Consider the following 16328-nt stretch of genomic DNA (forward strand, 5'->3'; position numbering starts at 1 on the left):
GGCATATATACGTTTGGTTTACCGTCGAGAAGTCGCATGGACGGTCAGGCTGCATCGGGAATAGTGTGGATCCAGTTCTTTTATTAGACAGCGGGCAGAACCGGCTCCATGCCCGATCCGACTGAGGACGGAACCAAGACGTTCGTTTCGAGACGACAGCTACTTTCGACCGCCGGCGCGTCCGGGGTCGCGCTCGCCGCTGGGTGTGCGGGCAACGGCGGCGGCAACGGCAACGGCGGGAACGGCAACGGCAACGGCGGTGGCGGCAACGGCAACGGAAACGGGGACGGAAGCGGCGGTGACGGCAGCGGCGACGACGCGGTCGTCTCCGCTGCGTGGATCTACTTCGCCGACGCCGGCGATCAGGGCTGGACGGCCTCGCACGACGGCGGGCGGCAGGCGACCGTCGAGGCGATGGACGATCTCGAGAGCGACTTCGTCGAGAACGTTGACGCCGCGAACGTCGAACAGACGGCGAGTCAGTACGCCGAGCAGGGGTTCGACATCGTCTTCGGCGCCAGCGCGAGCTTCACCGATCCGATGGCGGCCGCGTCCGAGCAGTACCCCGAGACGGCCTTCGAGGTCGCCTCGGGGATCGACACCGGGGAAAACTACGGCTCGTACTACGTGAAGCTGTACCACGCCCGGTACCTCGTCGGCTACGCCGCGGGGATGCTCACCGAGAACGACAGCGTGGGGTACGTCGCCGCCAACCCGGTCTCGACGGTCTATCAGGACATCAACGCCTTCGCGTCCGGGCTGGCCGACGCGAACGCCGACGCGACGCTGTATCTCCGGTGGACGAACGCCTGGTACGACCCGCCGACGGAGGGCGAGAACGCCCAGACGCTGATCGACGACGAGGACGTCGACGTCATGGCCCAACACCAAGACTCGGCGGCGGCGATCGAGACGGCGGCCGAGAACGGCATCTGGGGGAGCGGCTACGCGCAGTCGATGAGCGAGTTCGCCGGCGAGAACTACCTGATGACGCCGGTGTTCAACTGGGAGGAGACGTACGTCCCCCTCATCGAGGCCGCCCGCGACGGCGAGTGGGAGGCCGGGATGACGTTCCCCGGGATCGGAGAGGGCGCCGCGGCCCTGAGCGAGCCCGGCCCCGAGGTCCCCGAGGACGTCCTCGAGGAGGTCATGGGGATCAGAGATGAGATGATCGACGGCGACGCCGACGAGATCGTCTGGAGCGGGACGCCGTACGCCGACCGGACCGACGAGGAGATCCTCTTCGGATCCGACACGCTCGGTTTGGACAACATCGACGGCGACGAGCTCTGAGCGGAGCGACGCCCGAGATCCCGTCCCGTCGCGTTTCGTCCGGACCTGTTCTGTCCCGTGTCACCCCGCCTCAGTTCGAGAGCGCCGTCCGGAGGCCTATCGTGGCCGAGGGCAGCGGCGTCGGTCAGTCCCGTTCTCTGCTGTAGGACTCCAACAGCGCCGACGGGGCCCCGAGTTCAGCGAGCGTCCCGCGCCGCATGACGTACCACAACACGGCGATCGTCAGGAGGTACGGGTACGTGTTCATGACCTGCGGGTTCAACAGAAACCGGACGGTCGACTCGAGCGCCGGGGTGTCGAGGACGCCGAGCGTCGCGTCCCGGACCGCCGCCGCGCGAAACGAGAGCGCGTCGATTGCGGCGAAGAAGTAGGTGCCGGCGAGCACGCGCCAGATCCGCCACTGCGCGAAAATGACCAAGGCGACGGCGATCCACCCGCGACCGGCGACCATCTCGGGGGCCCAGAAGTTCGTGAACGCGAGCGAGAGCTGCGCGCCGCCAGCCCCGGCGAACGCGCCGCCGAGGACGACGCAGGCGTACTGGATCCGGTAGACGGGGACGCCGGCGGTGTCGGCCGTTTCGGGGTCGTCGCCGACGGCGGTGATCTCCCTGCCGACGTTCGTCCGAAAGAGGAGATACCACACGAACGGGACGAGCGCCAACCCGAGGTAATCGAGCGCGGTGACGCTGAAGAACGCGGCGCCGACGACCGGGATCTCCGAGAGCAGCGGGACCGTGATCGTCCGGAACCCCTCGATGCTCTCGCCGACCCACCCCTGGCTGAAGTACGTCGTCAGCCCGACACCGAGGAGGGTGAGCATAATGCCGCTTATGACCTGATCGGCCTCGAAGGAGACGCACAGAACGGCGTGCAACAGCGCCATCGCCGCGCCGATCGCCGTTCCGGCTATGAATCCGACGACAAGGCTGCCGGAGGCGACCGCGGCGGCAAAGCCGGTGAGCGCGCCGCCGAGCATCATCCCCTCGACGCCGAGGTTGAGGACGCCGCTCCGCTCGGCGATGATCTCGCCCATCGCGGCCAACAGCAGCGGCGTTGCGAGCCGGACCGTCGATTCGAGCACGCCGGCGACGAGCGTCATGCGGCCCCCTCCGCGCTCGGATCGGAGCCGCCCCGCTCGAGGCGGATCCGGTACTCCTTGATGAACTCGGCGGTCAACAGACAGAGGATCGTGAGCGCGACGATGACGTCTATCAGCGCCGTCGGGACGTTCTGCGTGATCGCGAGGGTCGTGCCACCCGCGGTGAGCACGCCGAAGAAGGCCGCGGCGAGAAACACCCGAAGGACGCCGTTTCGCCCGAGCAGCGCAACGGCGATCGCGGTGAAGCCGTACTGCGGCGAGAAGTCCTCGAACAGCCGGCCGTGGACCCCGGCGACCTCGATGATCCCGGCCAGGCCGGCTAGACAGCCGCCGACGACGAACACAACGACGTACACCTTGTACGTGCTGATGCCGGCCTGTGCGGCCGCCTCGGGGTTCGATCCGGCGAACGTGGTCTCGTACCCGAACCGCGTCCGGCTCAAAAGCAGGTACGCGAAGACCCCGACGACCGCCAGCGCGACGACACCGACGTGGAGCCGGGGGTGAAACGCCGTCGGGAGCTGAGCGGCCTCGGGCAGGCGGTCCGTGGCGGTCTGTCCGCCCGACCCCTGTATCGGACCGCGGAGGAGGTACCCGGTGAACGTCGTCGCCGCGAACGTGAGCATCAGCGAGGAGATGATCTCGTTGACGTCGTGTTCGGCCCGGAGATACCCCGGGATCGCGCCGTAGAGAGCGGAGACGACCGTCGCCGCAATGAGCATCGACGGCACCAACAGCGGCCGCGGGAGGTCGGCGTTCAGCCCGACGTAGCTGCCGACGACCGCGCCGACGAACAGCTGTCCCTCCGCGCCGACGTTCCACAGCCCCGCCTTCAGCGGGATGTACACCGCCAGTCCGGCGAGAAACAGCGGGAGCGTGGTCGTGAGGACGTCCGCGAGCCCGCCGATGCTCGAGGGCTGAACGACGAACACCGTCGCGTAGGCGACGAGGGGGTTGACGCCGATCCACACGAGCGGGACCGCGGCGATGCCGAGCGCCGCCAGAACCGTTAGCAGCGGGGCGGCGTAGGCGAGCCACCGCGGCAGCGAATCGCGGCGCTCGAACTCGACGGTGGGGCTCATGTGGGCTCCGTCGTCGGCGCGCGTTCGTCCGTCGTCGGTGCCGTTCCGGTCGACATGTACATGCCGAGCTCCCAGCGATCGGTCTCGGCCGGGGTCGTCTCGTGGACGAACTCGCCGTCGTACATAACGAGGATGCGATCGCTCACGTCAAGCAGTTCGTCGAGGTCCTCGGAGATCATCAACACACCGGTCCCGGCCGTCCGCTGTTCGAGCATGAGCTCTCTGATGTTCTCGATCGCGCCGACGTCGACCCCGCGGGTGGGCTGGTTTGCCACGAGCACCTCCGGCGAGCGCCGCATCTCCCGGCCCAGGATGAGCTTCTGGAGGTTCCCGCCGGAGAGCTCGCCGGCGGGCGTCGCCCGGACGTCCCCGACGCCGCGGACGTCGAAGACCGAAACGAGGTCGTCTGCGTACTCGGCCATGGCGTCGTAGTCGACGAAGGGGCCGTCGCCGCCGAGCCCGTCGCGGTACGTCTTGACCCCGGCGTTGTGCATCACGCTGAGACCCGACGCACAGCCGTACCGGTAGCGGTCCTCGGGGACGAACGAGACCCCCGCGTCGACGAACGCCCGCGGCTTCGCTCCGGTGAGGTCTCGGCCGTCGATCGCTATTTCGCCGTCCTCGAGGGGCCGAAAGCCGATCAGGCTCTCGGCGAGCTCCCGCTGGCCGTTCCCGCTGACACCGGCGATCCCGACGATCTCGCCGCGTCGAACGGTCACGTCGACGCCGGACAGCGCCGTCGTCCCGCGGTCGTCCGAGACGCTGAGGTCCGCGGCCTCAAGGACCGGATCGCCGACCGAAACGGGCTCCTTGTCGAGGCGGAACAGCACCTCCCGGCCGACCATCTTCTCGGCGAGGTCGGCCTCGCTGACCGAGTCGGCGTCGACGGTCTCGATCCGCCGGCCGTCGCGCAGGACGGTCACGCGGTCGGCCATCCGATCGATCTCCCACAGTTTGTGCGTGATGAACACGACCGTGAGCCCCTCCTCGACGAGCGTTCGGATCGTCTCGAACATGCGTTCGGCCTCGTTCGGCGTCAACACCGCCGTCGGCTCGTCGAGGATCAACAGCTCGACGTCGCGATAGAGGGCCTTCAGAATCTCGACGCGCTGCCGTTCGCCGATGTCGAGCTCCCAGACCTTGGCATCCGGATCGACCGCCAGGCCGTACTCCTCGGAGAGTCGCTCGATCCGCGATCGGGGCCCCTCGCGGCTCCGGGACAGCATCGCTTTGAGCCCGGACAACAGCCCCCCGTCCGCGCCCCCGGAGGCGGTTTCTCGCTCGCCAAGGACGATGTTCTCGAGGACGCTCATCCGCGGAACGAGCATGAAGTGCTGATGCACCATGCCGATGCCCGCGTCGATCGCGTCCTTCGGGGACTCGAAGGACCGCTCCTCGCCGTCGAAGACGATCCGCCCGCTCGTCGGGCTGTACAGCCCATAGAGGACGTTCATCAGCGTGCTCTTTCCGGCGCCGTTCTCGCCGAGGAGGCCGTGGACCTCGCCGCGGCGGACCGTCAGGTCGATGTCGTCGTTTGCGACGACATCGTCGAAGCGCTTGGTGAGGTTCTCGACCGAGAGGATCGGGTCAGCCTCAGACATCGTCACGGTCCGTTCCGGTCGGGAGGACGGGAGCGCTCATGGTTCGATGGGACAGCGACCGTCCGTTGGTTTCTTTCGGTAGCTGCAATACTTGATCCGTGCCGCCTCGGTCCGCTCGAGGCGGCGGACGCGGGGGCGGGACGCGCCGTCCGAACCGCGGTCGGAACGGGACATACCGTTCGAACTACGCCGCGGGTCTCAAAGGTTACCATTCGGCGCTGGCGGCTCTCAGAGCGGCGCGTCGGTGACGCCGCCGTCGATCGGGACCGTCGCACCGGTGACGTAGCTGGCCCGCTCGGAGGCGAGATACGCGACCAGATCGCCGAGTTCCGAGGGCTCTCCGGGCCGCCCGAGCGGGACGTCGCCGGCCCACGCCTCGTAGGCCGCCTCCCGGGACTCGAAGCGGCCGCTCTCGACGCTTTCGGCCACCAGCGTACCGATCCGACCGGTCTCGAAGGGGCCGGGCGCGACCGCGTTGACGCGGACCTCCGGGGCCAGTTCCTTTGCGAGCGTCTTGTTCAGCCCGACGAGCGCGAGCCGGAAGACGTTCGAGAGGGCGTACTCCTCGATGATCTCGCGGGTCGTCCGGGAGGTCATCATCACGATCGACCCACCGCCCTCCGTCAGCGCCGGAGCGGCGGTCCGGATCGACCGGAGCGCGCTCATGAACAACAGGTCGTACGTCGCCTGCCACGTTCCGTCGTCGATGTCGAGTGCCCGCGCCGTCGAGGGCCCGGCGACGTTCGTCACGAGGTGATCCAACCCGCCGAAGGTGTCGACGGTTTCGGAGACCAGCGCGTCGATGGCGTCGGGATCAGTCAGGTCGGCCGCCACGCCGCGGACGGTGCCGGGGGTCCCCTCGAGCGCCTCGACCGCGGCGTCGAGTCTGTCCCGGTCGCGTCCGTTACAGACGACGTTGGCCCCTTCGTTTGCAAGCGCCCGCGCGCAGGCTCGCCCGAGACCGCTGCTCGACGCCGTGACGAGCGCCGTGTCGTTCGCGAGTCCGAGATCCATACCGAACGCCCGTCGGCCGGACGTATGAAACCTGCCGACGCCGGACGCCCCGAGCCGGACCGAGCGCGGAACCGAACCGAGCGCGGCGTCGATCGGAGCCCGCTTCGGGCCGAGGGCGAGCCCGCGAGAGCTCCCGTCGGGGGATCGCGTCCCAAGTTTTTATACGACACCCGGAGACAATTTGGTATGCGATTCGCTGTCGCGTTCAAAAAGGCGCTGAAGTACCACGCCGTGGCGTTCGTGCCGAACCTGATCGGCGGCGGGATCGCGGCGGTCTCGCTGTGGATCGGCGTGATCGAACCGGCGCTCTCGGCGCTTCCGGGGGCGGCAGGCGGGGTGCAGGGGCTACTCGGGGCCGCCCTCGGGGCGCCCTACAACCTTCCGGTCGCCGTCGTCGGGGTGGTCGGCGGGCTGTTGCTCCGACGCATCGGCAAGACGGCGCTGCTGTTCAAGATACACGGCACCGCGGTCGTCAACACCGTCGATGGCCAGTTGATAGAGGAAGAACCGAGCGGCGACGGGTCGGGCGGGGCCGACGCAGGTTCGGCGCGTTCGACCGGCGAGCGGAGCGGAGACGGCTCGCGCGGGAGCGCCGAAGACGGGACCGACACCGTAGAGGACGGCTCCGAGGACGTCGGTCCAGGTGATACCGGAACGGGGGCCAACGCGGCGGCCGACGGCGCGAACGCGACGGATGAGGACCTCAAGGGTAAGGAACGAACCGGTGGGGGCGCCGAACCCGAACCCGAACCCGAACCTGAAACTGAGCCCGAACGCGGAACCGATCGGTGAACCGGCGCGCCGGCGCGGTATATACCGCCACGGTACGGTGGGACGACGCCGGATCCCGGTCGTACCGCAACCCTAATCAGCGCCTCGCGGCCTGTGTGTACACGTGATGAACGGACAACGATGCCGGACGATCGGGTCGGCGTGGGCGATCGGACAGGGACTGCTCAGCGCGCTCGCGCCGGGCGTGAGCGTCGCGGTCATCAAGCGGCTGCTCGGGACGAACTTCGAGAACGCCGACGACCTCGAGGCCAAACCCGCGTACGTCCGACAGCTGCGCGCCCTCGGGATCGGGCTCGCCGCGGCGGGGATCGCCGGGCTCGCGATGGAGCGGGTCAGCGGGAACCCGGAGGATTCCTCCGAGCCGGACCGCTGAGCCCAACGGCCGCGGCAAGAAGGCGCCGTAGCTCAACATCGCGTCGTCGGAAACGATCGCCGGCGATCCCGGCGCGGCCTCGACCGTTTCCGCCACGTCGGTAACGAGGGTCGTCATGGCGTCCGGAACGTCGACGGACGTCGATAAAAGGGTGCCCTCCGGCGGGGGCCAACGGGCGCGGGCGACCGGACGGTTTTAGTGGGTTCGGCGCGCCCGGTCCCGCCATGCAGGCAGTTCGGCTCTCGGAGCACGGCGGCCCGGAGACGCTGCGGGTGGCATCGATCGATCGCCCTAACCCGGCGAGCGGGGAGCTCCTCGTCGAGGTGGCGGCGGCCGGGGTCAACCCCGTCGACACGTACTTCCGGGACGGCTCGTACGAGCCCGTCGGGCTCCCGTTTACGCCCGGCGTCGATTTCTCGGGGACGGTCGTCGAAACCGGCGACGGCGTGTCGGGGTTTTCGGCCGGCGATCGGGTGTACGGGACCGGGATCGGCAACGGCGGATTTCAGGGGGCCTACGCCGAGTACGCGACGGTGCCGACGGACCGCGTCGTCGCGCTGCCCGAGGGGGTGTCGCTGCTCGAGGCCGGCGCGGCGGGCGTCGTCGCCTGTACGGCCTGGCGCGCGCTCGTCGATCACGCCGACCTCGACCCGGCCGAGCACTGTCTCGTCCACGGCGGGTCCGGCGGCGTCGGGCACGTCGCCGTCCAGATCGCGTCGGCCGTCTCGGCGCAAACCATCGCGACGGCCGATCCGTCGTACCACGAGGCTGTCTCCGAACTCGGCGCCGACACCGTCCTCGGGTACGACCGCGAGGACCTCGCCGAGGCTGTCCTCGAGGCGTCCGACGGCGGGGTCGACGCGGTGTTGGATCACCGCCTCGACGACTACCTCCAGTTCGACGCCGACGTCGCCGCGACCGGCGCGACCGTCGTCGGGATCGGCGAGAACGATCCCGCGCCCGCCTTTTCGAACGTCGCGGGAGCGCGCGGCAAGGACATCGAGTACCAGCTGATGAGCGTGTTCAACGCGCCGGATCTGCGGGTCCCGCTCCGGGGCGTCGCCCACCTGATGGCGACCGGGGAGCTCTCTGTGACGGTGGCCCGGCGCTACGGCCTCAAGGACGCCGCCGACGCACAGCGGGACGTGCTGAACGAGAGCGTCTTCGGGAAGCTCGTCGTCGAGCCCTGACCGGCCGGCGCGGCCCCGGGTTCGGGAACGCATATACGCGGGGCAGCAGTACGGGGACGCATGACAGGAGAACGTCCGGCCGATCGCGGCTGGTTCGCCGGCGTCGACCCCGGATCGGAGGCGGCTGCCGCGGCGATACGGGAGGGGTCCGCGGAGACCACCGAGCAGTGGCCCCGGGCGGCCGTCGAATCGGGGTTCGCCGCCGACGAGGGCGACTACTACGACAGGCTCCGCGAGGCGACGATGGCGGCGACCCGGGCGGCCGTCCGCGAGGCCGAGACCGCCGACGACAGACAGCTCATCCACGCCGTTCGGGCGATGGACGACATAAGCAGATATCTATAGTAGTTGACTGTGTGAACCAGCCGACCAAATGAACGCGTACATCGGCTGACTAATGATATAACATCCCTGTAAAGCCGCGAGAGTGACAGCATCGCGCCTTGGCGGACCGCCCCCGGCAAGCCCTACCCTCCGTCGTTAGACTCAACTGACATTTCTTCGATTATTTCCTCCGCGGTTTCTCTCGGGACAGTCTCGTCTAGTTCGCCCGACTGAGCGTAGAGACGCAGGAATGCTCGAAGTTCGTGTTCATCGATTTCGTCGAAGTCACGGTTTCGGACTTGCGTCTCAACCTGCTCGAAGTCTGTTTTATGTACAGGGTACCGGTTGACGGAAAACTCAACTTCGACACTCACACTGTCTCTTTCGGCACCGAGAATGTCGCGTTCAGCTTGCCGAACGCCTCGTCTCAACATCGCCGCGAAGCCGGGATTCTGGGTCTGGGTGTTCCGATACAGAAATGTGAATAAGTTAACCAAACCCTTGGAGAACTCCGGATTGTTGTCGCGGTGTGGATCGAAAATCAACTGTTGGTCTCTGTGGTCAAGCGCCGTTTGTAACAGGGTAAAATCCTGGATACTCTCTCGTATACGGGTACGAATCTCCTGTCGCACCCGCCGTTCGTTGGCGTCGTCGTACGATTTATGCCCTAGCAGGTATTGTCGGTCCCTTTTCGATAGAATCCCGCGTTCTCGCTCCGACGGTTTTCCAGTCATGATATCGTACGCTAAAATCTATACGCATGTATTAATAATCTTTCTAATCAACGTAATCTCATGTCTAGGAATTCGAGTATCCCCGTATCGGACGAGACCCGCCGACGAATCAAAGCGTGTAAGCGCGCCGGTGAGACCTACGACGACCTTCTCACGCGGATGGCCGACCATTACGAGCCGCCAGCGCGGCCGGAGGGCATGCCATGAGCGGCCCTCACGACCGCTCCAACATGGCTGACGGAACCCGCGAGGCACGAGTATCCCACGATGGCGACGGGGATCCTATTGGCGCGGCCGTGTTTCTCACACCGGAAGACCTCGCGGCCCTCGGCGTCGACACCGAAGCCGTCAATCGGGTACAATACACCGTAATCAACGGCCGATTACATCTTGGCTCCATGACCGGCGGTGAAGTGGATACCTCAGACAAAGCCGAGGCTGGCGCCCAAGGGTAGCATGTGGGAGGGAAACCGAAATGGGCGGTGGGACGCCCGCGTCTACGGAGCTAAAACGACCACCCCGGAGGGGAAGCCGTCGTGAATAGCCTCTCCCGGCGTTTGTATGAAGATTCCGCCGCCGAGAAGCCAAGAGCAATTAGTACGTCTTTTTTTTCGCGCATCGCTCAAAAGAGAGTGTTTCCCACCGGTATAACCTGCTCGACACACAGAAAACCGCCGGAATGGGCAAGGAAGGCCGTCGTGGTGGCCGACCGGACGGGACCGCACTACACTACTGTATTACTACTGTATTGTATCAGTACGTTACGTTCGTTCACTTTGGCCTGACACGTTCGCATCGATCCGTTACGTCGTGGTGGTTCGGATGAACTCGGCCGAGCGCATCCCGCTCAACTGGAAACGTCCGCCCGAGTGGGACAGGTTCCTCTCGTCGGTCGAGAAAAAACATTCCGCGACGGCGCTGTATGCTGGTTTCGAGATAGAAATTGCCTGGCGGCGGTTCCACAAGGAACACTCGGTCGAGGAGTACACCGACCGACTCATGGGAGCCGTCGGTCGTCGTAACCAAGACACGCGAAAAAAAAAGCACAGCCGACGCGGGAGGCCAGCGACGGCGGCCAGCGGATTTCTATTCGTATCAGAAAGGGAGTGAAAAAAGACATGGCCGCCTCCGCGACCGAGAAGGGGAGCGCAAAACACGAGCTGCTCCGGGCCGTCGTGTGCTGGCACCTCTCCGGTGGTCTACTCGGCAGGGTCACGGACAAGCTGGAGGTAGCCGTCCCAGAGGCCGAGACCCAACTGGCCGGACTCGACCCGAGCGACGACCGGGGCCTGACAACTGTAGAAAAAAAGCGCCGGTGGCTGGCGGACGAACTCACGCCGGGCCCATTCCCACGCGATGTGTTCGGTAGGAAGCTGGAGGCAATGTCCTGGCGAGGTGGCGACACGAAACACATGCGGAAGACGCACCTCCAGCCGGTGCTCAACCGTATCGGATACACGGAGCATCCGAACAACCGCGACCTGTTCATCCCTAAGGAGCAGGCCCGCGAGTACGCTGAGGAGCAGGGCATAGACCTCGACGCCCCAGCTTTCGAGTGGAAGCCATACTATGAACTCACCGATGACGAACGGACGCACGGCCTCCGTGTCGAGCTAGTGCGACGGGCGGCGCGATGTGGCGGAAAGCACGCCCTCTCGGCTGACAAGGCACGGAGCCAGGTGTTTGACGGGACCCCTGGGACGCGGAAGGTGAAAGGTCTCATGGACTGGGCGGCCGACGGCCATCCAGCCTTCGAGACGGACGCGAAGGGCGGGAGGAAACGGCTCCGGTGTGACCTCGGAGTGGGTGTGGACCCGGACATGCTGGCCGATGCCGGGCTCACCACCGACACCGACCCTCGCGAAGTCAGTGAGACGGATGAGAACGAACTCAAAACGGGCATAAAAGAGGATATGGACCGTATAATAGCCTCTACGCCCCCAGTGGGCGACAGGGGTAAAGAGTGACGGGGTACGATCGGAGCCTAGGAACGCCTGTAGTCCATCGGTGTGAGACGGTGGCCGCGACGAGCGACTGTAAGGTTATCCACCTCGTGCTCCCTCCGCGCCGAGCGTGTACGACGCCACTATCTGACCTGCGGGACGCGGGCCGTGAGGTGTTCGCTGTCGGCGTACTTCCATCGGAGATCCCGAAGTGTCCTGTTGCCGACCACTACATCGGGTGCGAACAACTCCTCGTGCGAGACAGTGATCGGTCGTGACCAGTCGTCACGCTTTCTTCTCCTCGAGGCTCAATGGTATAGTTCCCGTCACCACCGCCTTCCAGATCCCATGACACGGCAGAACGGTAGCTTGGGGACCCGAGAGGTCAGCCGTATCGGCAGCATCGACCGCGTGCTGTCCCGGAAAGTAACCGAGGTTGTTGACGGAGGACCACCGACCGGAGTGTCGGAGGTTCGCGAGGTGTGCGACGGGGAGTTGTTTAAGAAGCGAGTGAGCGTCGCGGGATGGCCGACGAGGATGCGACAGTCGCACAGTCTACGCTCGCCGGCGAGCCTATGATGTCGAAGCTTCAAACACGGGGTATGCCCAACCCTCTCCTGACTGACGGCGTTCTCGACCTGGCCGATATCTCCAAGCTCGACCTCGAAGGAATCACCGGCATCGACGACGACAAACCCATCATCGAACGCCCCACCTGTGAAGCGATCCCTGCACTCAGCCGCTTAGAATGAAATCCCACCGACGACGTGGCGGCGGATGGTGGTGACGCCGAGGAGCCGCACGCAAAATGACGCAAAACAACGCGGGCGCGGGTGACGACGAGGGGGGTACGACCGCCGCAGACCTTCCAAAGTATCTCGCTGTTGCGGTCAACCCAGACAAAGACCCCGAGGCGATGGATACCTACGAGCGCCGGAGCGAGATTGGCGACTTCGTGCTCCAGGCCGGATCGGCCGAGCGGCTCAATTACTCGGAGCTCGCGCGACGATACGACGTAGCCCCCTCAACTGTGAAGCGGGACGTCGACGCCATCGCCGACGATCTCGCGAAACACCTGGCGTATCGAGTGGAACTGAACACGATGGCCATCCATCGTCGAGCTGTCAACGGTCTGCTCGACGCTGAGGAATTTTATGACGCCTGGCGAGTTCAAAAGGAGTTCTCCGAGTGGCTGGAGGACCGGGGCACCCTAGAGCGAGCGCCAGATCGGGTAAACACAGAAGTAACCCAACACGAGACCGACACCACCACCGACTCCTACACGGTGATGAGCGACGAGCAGGCCGACAGGTTTGAGTCCGACGACTGTGGCCGTTCGGAGTAACGTGGGATGCGTCTAGACAGAGTTGGACGCGACATCGTCGCTTGGGTAATCCATGATCGACACCGCGGCTGCCGAGCGCGTCGGGATTAACCAATAAAGACCGGTAGCCTTGGTTAATCTCTGAATCAGGTGGCGTTTAATGACTATCTAAGATTCGACCAAACAGCAGTACTGCGTGGTCCCAAGCCGGGGCGCGTGAGAGCATGGCAACTGATCGGGGGCAGCTTGTATACGCAGAGGGGTCCCATACACAGAATGAGTCCTCGGCTGGATGATACCGCGAAAGGTCGACACAAGCGACACGATCGAACCAGTAGAATCCGCGGTTCGGACCACCGACTCGCCCAGTTGTTCAGCTACAATCTGATAGCATATAGTGTGAGCAAGAGACCACAGAAGCGACCTGGCACAGCGGTGATCCGCGCCACCGCAACTCTAGCTATGTTTGGAGGATAGGTATTTGATAGATGAAAACATTACTAATCTCTAGCGAGATGGTTCAGATAGCAGTGGTTACCGTATCGTCTGCCGACAGCAAAGCCTAAACAATCACATCATAAACCGATGATCCAGACTACTGACCCATGAGTCAAGATTCTTCTGTCACACAATTGATGGAGTCCTCACCTGAATATACCGAGGACTACGGGTCTGCTTATCAGGGAGACAGTCAAGAGCTGCTACGTGAACTTCCCGACAACAGTATCGATCTACTCGTCACCTCGCCTCCATTCGCGCTTCAACATCAGAAGCAGTACGGAAATGAGGACCAGTCCGAGTACAACGACTGGTTTATGCAGTTCGTGCCGGAGATCCGACGAGTACTCCAGCCACACGGGAGCTTAGTAATCGAGATAGGCGGGGCATTCAAGAAAGGCTATCCAGAGCGCTCAACATACCAGTTCGAGTTGCTTAATCGGCTGGTGGATCCTGATGAAGGGCAACTACATCTGGCACAAGACTTCTACTGGTATAACCCGGCAAAGCTACCGAATCCGATAGAGTGGGTGAATATCCGAAAGATCCGCGTGACTGACGCAGTCACGCATATCTGGTGGCTCACACCGGAGATCAACAAAGAGTCAGCAGCCGTTGACGGAGAACACCCCCACCCTGAAGCTGATAACCAGCGGGTGCTACAGGAGTACTCTGATTCTCATAAGAAGCTTCTCGAAACCGGCGAGTACAACGACGGCGAGCGAAACTCCGGGTGGAACATAGATTCAGAAGCCTTCGCAAATGAGAACGAAGGCTCCATTCCAGATAATTTGCTTGAGGGGCTGTCAGCTGATAATGTGCTTTCCCGGCTCGAAGAGGTCGATGCGAGCACGTTGCTTGAGAAGCTTGGTGCTGATCAACCGCTTGAGGAAATGTCAGCTGCGGAGTTACTTGGTCTTCTCGGGCTGGGTGGGCAGACTCCCAACAATGTGATCGAGGCGTCGAACACCGCGAGTAACACAAAGTATCTTAAGATGTGCCGGGAGTTCGATGATGTCGATCCCCACCCTGCCCGGTTCCCCCGGCAGATCCCAGAGTTCTTTATCGATTTCCTGACGCCGAACCCCCCATACGACGACTGGGAACGGGGCTATCTAGACCGACCGATTGTACTGGACATCTTTGCAGGGAGCAACCTCACCGGATTCGCAGCTGAAGCCAAAGGCCGGCACTGGCTCGCATTCGAAAAAGAGCAGAACTACGTCGAGTCCTCACAGTTCCGGTTCAAGTCTGAGGAGAAAATCCGGGAGATGATAGAAGACGATCAGAGCAGCCTCGGCGATTTCCCCGTAGTCGGAGAATAGCAACCCTCCGGGGTGCCCGTGTCGAATAGACGTGATGGCTCTGGCGAACCAAACGCCACCATGGCCATCGTTGTCGGCATATAGACAGATGCCCGCTCTTGCTGCCAGCGTCCCGGTAAATTGGTCGTAGCTCAACTCCTAGAGACAATAGTTACGCCGGCAACGGTATCCTCAGGATTCAGCTCGATTATATTGACTCCCTTCGTGTTCCGGCCGACCGTTGAAATCTCCGAGGCTGGAACTTTGATACCACGGCCTTGGCGTGTTACAATAATGACGTCCTCGGCACTGGTTATTGGGCGAGTCGTTACGACGGGTCCGTTGCGGTCGCCTGTGTTGATATCAACTAAGCCCCTCCCGTACCGGTTCTGTTTTCGGTATTCACCCACAGGGGTGCGTTTGCCGTAGCCATTCTGGGTTAGACTCAATATCTCGCCGTCAAAGTCGCTGGGCAGGACGGAAAGTGATACCGCCTGATCTGTCGAATCTAGCTCAATGCCAGCAACGCCCTTCGCTTGCCTTGTCATCGGCCGTGCCTCGTCTTCTCTAAATCTGATCGACTGCCCTGCGGCGGTCGTGATCAAAAGATCACTCTCCCCATCAGACCATCCAACATCTATCAGGGAGGACTCAGAGAGATCAGCCGCAATAATCCCTGTGCTACGGATGTTTTCAAACTGTCCCGTGCCTGTGCGCTTCAGCTTGCCGTCCGCAGTCGCCGTCAGAAGAAATCCGTAATAGCCGATGTCCGGTGCATCGAGTAACTCTACAATAGCTTCCTCATCCTGGATCGGGAGGGAATCTTGTACGGCTATGCCAGGATCGTCCAACGATCCGACGGGGATTTCGTGGCCCTGAAACTCATAAATTTGTCCCGCTGTCGTCAGACAATATAGCTGATTACGCGGATTATAGGAATAGATAGCGTTGATCTGGTCATCTTCGTGGAGATGGATTCTGTTGGTTCCTTTACCACCCCGATGTTGTGTCTGAAATGCTGAGCAAGGTGTTCGTCTGATCCGGCCGTCATCAGTCAGTATCACCACCGCAGGTTCCCGAGGTATTACGTCGGTTCCCGCAAGCGCCTCATTCAGGGCGTCTAGCTCCTTCTTATCGAACTGCGCTGGCTCAGATTGAGAATTGCTCACGCCGACAATCGCCCGGCTAAGTTGTAATCGGAGTTTCGTTGGCGTGGGACGGAACGTAGGGAAGTCCGTTGGCAGCGCCTTCTTGATTGCAAGCAATTCCGACTTCGAGAACTCACCCGGTGAAGCTTCAGTCGGGGCGACAGTGTCGACATGCTCTGCAATCGCCGCTCTGAATTGTCGTCGTTGCTCCTCATTGGACTCACGGCTGCTCTGGCCGTGGCATTGCTTACACGGGTCGAGGAGGTCAGGCTTGCGAGAACTGCTTTTGAACTCTCTGTCGGCAATTGATAAGCCACAGACGGTCTCCGGAGCATTGTCACGCCTGAGGTGATAGGTAAACGTTCCAAAGTTGAGATAATCGATATCAGAGAGTTTGTTGGTTCCGACAGTTTCGGGATCGACGGTGTTGCCCTTCGTTGACTCATCGGACGGTGCCGCCTCATCATCCGGGTTATCCTCAGAGAGAATATCCGAAAAAAGCCCATCGTCATCGGAGGCGTTGTCGTCTGTCACAGGCGGATATCTTTCAGAGTGGACTTAATTGCTGTGTAATGGTGTTTTAGCTGCCTACAGCGAAACAACCCGCCG

Annotated in this window: 17 protein-coding genes and 1 pseudogene; 12 read left to right on the top strand and 6 right to left on the bottom strand. The window is 63.2% G+C overall.

The window, feature by feature from the left end:
* Window positions 1-108 precede the first annotated feature (108 nt).
* Window positions 109-1293: a BMP family ABC transporter substrate-binding protein gene (locus tag Q0916_RS10460; RefSeq protein ID WP_299237203.1), complete on the top strand. Its 1185-nt coding sequence runs from the start codon at window positions 109-111 to the stop codon at window positions 1291-1293.
* Window positions 1294-1417: 124 nt separating this feature from the next.
* On the opposite strand, the gene Q0916_RS10465 is transcribed toward Q0916_RS10460, so the two are convergent.
* The 4 genes from Q0916_RS10465 to Q0916_RS10480 form a co-directional block, all read right to left on the bottom strand.
* The gene (locus tag Q0916_RS10465; RefSeq protein ID WP_299237204.1) at window positions 1418-2392 is read right to left on the bottom strand and encodes an ABC transporter permease; all 975 of its coding nucleotides are present in this window, start codon (window positions 2390-2392) and stop codon (window positions 1418-1420) included.
* Complete coding sequence (locus Q0916_RS10470) at window positions 2389-3474, bottom strand: ABC transporter permease (RefSeq protein WP_299237205.1); 1086 nt, start codon at window positions 3472-3474, stop codon at window positions 2389-2391. Before Q0916_RS10470 ends, Q0916_RS10465 begins: the two co-directional genes overlap by 4 nt.
* Window positions 3471-5075 (bottom strand): ABC transporter ATP-binding protein, encoded by a 1605-nt coding sequence (locus tag Q0916_RS10475; RefSeq protein ID WP_299237206.1) that lies wholly within the window; start codon window positions 5073-5075, stop codon window positions 3471-3473. The genes Q0916_RS10470 and Q0916_RS10475 overlap by 4 nt, the downstream gene beginning before the upstream one ends.
* 228 nt (window positions 5076-5303) lie before the next feature.
* A complete protein-coding gene (locus Q0916_RS10480) occupies window positions 5304-6089 on the bottom strand; it encodes an SDR family oxidoreductase (protein WP_299237207.1) in 786 nt (261 codons plus the stop codon).
* A gap of 186 nt (window positions 6090-6275) precedes the next feature.
* Here Q0916_RS10480 and Q0916_RS10485 point away from each other — a divergent pair, with 186 nt between their 5' ends.
* The 4 genes and pseudogenes from Q0916_RS10485 to Q0916_RS10500 form a co-directional block, all read left to right on the top strand.
* Window positions 6276-6881 carry a hypothetical protein gene (locus Q0916_RS10485; RefSeq protein ID WP_299237208.1) on the top strand — a complete coding sequence of 202 codons (606 nt, stop codon included), beginning with the start codon at window positions 6276-6278 and terminating at the stop codon, window positions 6879-6881.
* Between the two features lie 106 nt (window positions 6882-6987).
* A complete protein-coding gene (locus tag Q0916_RS10490) occupies window positions 6988-7254 on the top strand; it encodes a hypothetical protein (RefSeq protein WP_299237209.1) in 267 nt (88 codons plus the stop codon).
* A gap of 224 nt (window positions 7255-7478) precedes the next feature.
* On the top strand, window positions 7479-8444 hold the full coding sequence (locus Q0916_RS10495; RefSeq protein WP_299237210.1) for an NADPH:quinone reductase: 966 nt from the start codon (window positions 7479-7481) through the stop codon (window positions 8442-8444).
* Between the two features lie 60 nt (window positions 8445-8504).
* Window positions 8505-8780: pseudogene (locus Q0916_RS10500) on the top strand (nucleolar); the annotation flags it as partial.
* A gap of 131 nt (window positions 8781-8911) precedes the next feature.
* Here Q0916_RS10500 and Q0916_RS10505 read toward each other — a convergent pair.
* Entirely contained in the window at window positions 8912-9502 is a 591-nt protein-coding gene (locus Q0916_RS10505; RefSeq protein ID WP_299237211.1) for a hypothetical protein, read from the bottom strand.
* A 60-nt stretch (window positions 9503-9562) separates the two neighbouring features.
* Here Q0916_RS10505 and Q0916_RS12205 point away from each other — a divergent pair, with 60 nt between their 5' ends.
* From Q0916_RS12205 to Q0916_RS10535, 7 genes are all read left to right on the top strand, one after another.
* Entirely contained in the window at window positions 9563-9709 is a 147-nt protein-coding gene (locus tag Q0916_RS12205) for a DUF7557 family protein (protein ID WP_422656521.1), read from the top strand.
* A 23-nt stretch (window positions 9710-9732) separates the two neighbouring features.
* On the top strand, window positions 9733-9957 hold the full coding sequence (locus Q0916_RS10510; protein WP_299237212.1) for a hypothetical protein: 225 nt from the start codon (window positions 9733-9735) through the stop codon (window positions 9955-9957).
* A 367-nt stretch (window positions 9958-10324) separates the two neighbouring features.
* Entirely contained in the window at window positions 10325-10612 is a 288-nt protein-coding gene (locus Q0916_RS10515) for a hypothetical protein (RefSeq protein WP_299237213.1), read from the top strand.
* Window positions 10613-10620: 8 nt separating this feature from the next.
* Window positions 10621-11469 (top strand): hypothetical protein, encoded by an 849-nt coding sequence (locus tag Q0916_RS10520; RefSeq protein WP_299237214.1) that lies wholly within the window; start codon window positions 10621-10623, stop codon window positions 11467-11469.
* Window positions 11470-11969: 500 nt separating this feature from the next.
* Entirely contained in the window at window positions 11970-12197 is a 228-nt protein-coding gene (locus tag Q0916_RS10525) for a hypothetical protein (protein ID WP_299237215.1), read from the top strand.
* Between the two features lie 56 nt (window positions 12198-12253).
* Entirely contained in the window at window positions 12254-12790 is a 537-nt protein-coding gene (locus Q0916_RS10530; RefSeq protein ID WP_299237216.1) for a hypothetical protein, read from the top strand.
* Between the two features lie 614 nt (window positions 12791-13404).
* Window positions 13405-14592, top strand: a complete 1188-nt coding sequence (locus Q0916_RS10535) for a DNA-methyltransferase (protein WP_299237217.1) — start codon at window positions 13405-13407, stop codon at window positions 14590-14592.
* Window positions 14593-14723: 131 nt separating this feature from the next.
* Here Q0916_RS10535 and Q0916_RS10540 read toward each other — a convergent pair whose 3' ends face one another.
* Window positions 14724-16253: a DNA gyrase C-terminal beta-propeller domain-containing protein gene (locus tag Q0916_RS10540; RefSeq protein WP_299237218.1), complete on the bottom strand. Its 1530-nt coding sequence runs from the start codon at window positions 16251-16253 to the stop codon at window positions 14724-14726.
* Window positions 16254-16328 lie beyond the last annotated feature (75 nt).

Origin of the sequence: Natronomonas sp. (assembly GCF_028274965.1) — an archaeon.
GTDB lineage: Archaea > Halobacteriota > Halobacteria > Halobacteriales > Haloarculaceae > Natronomonas.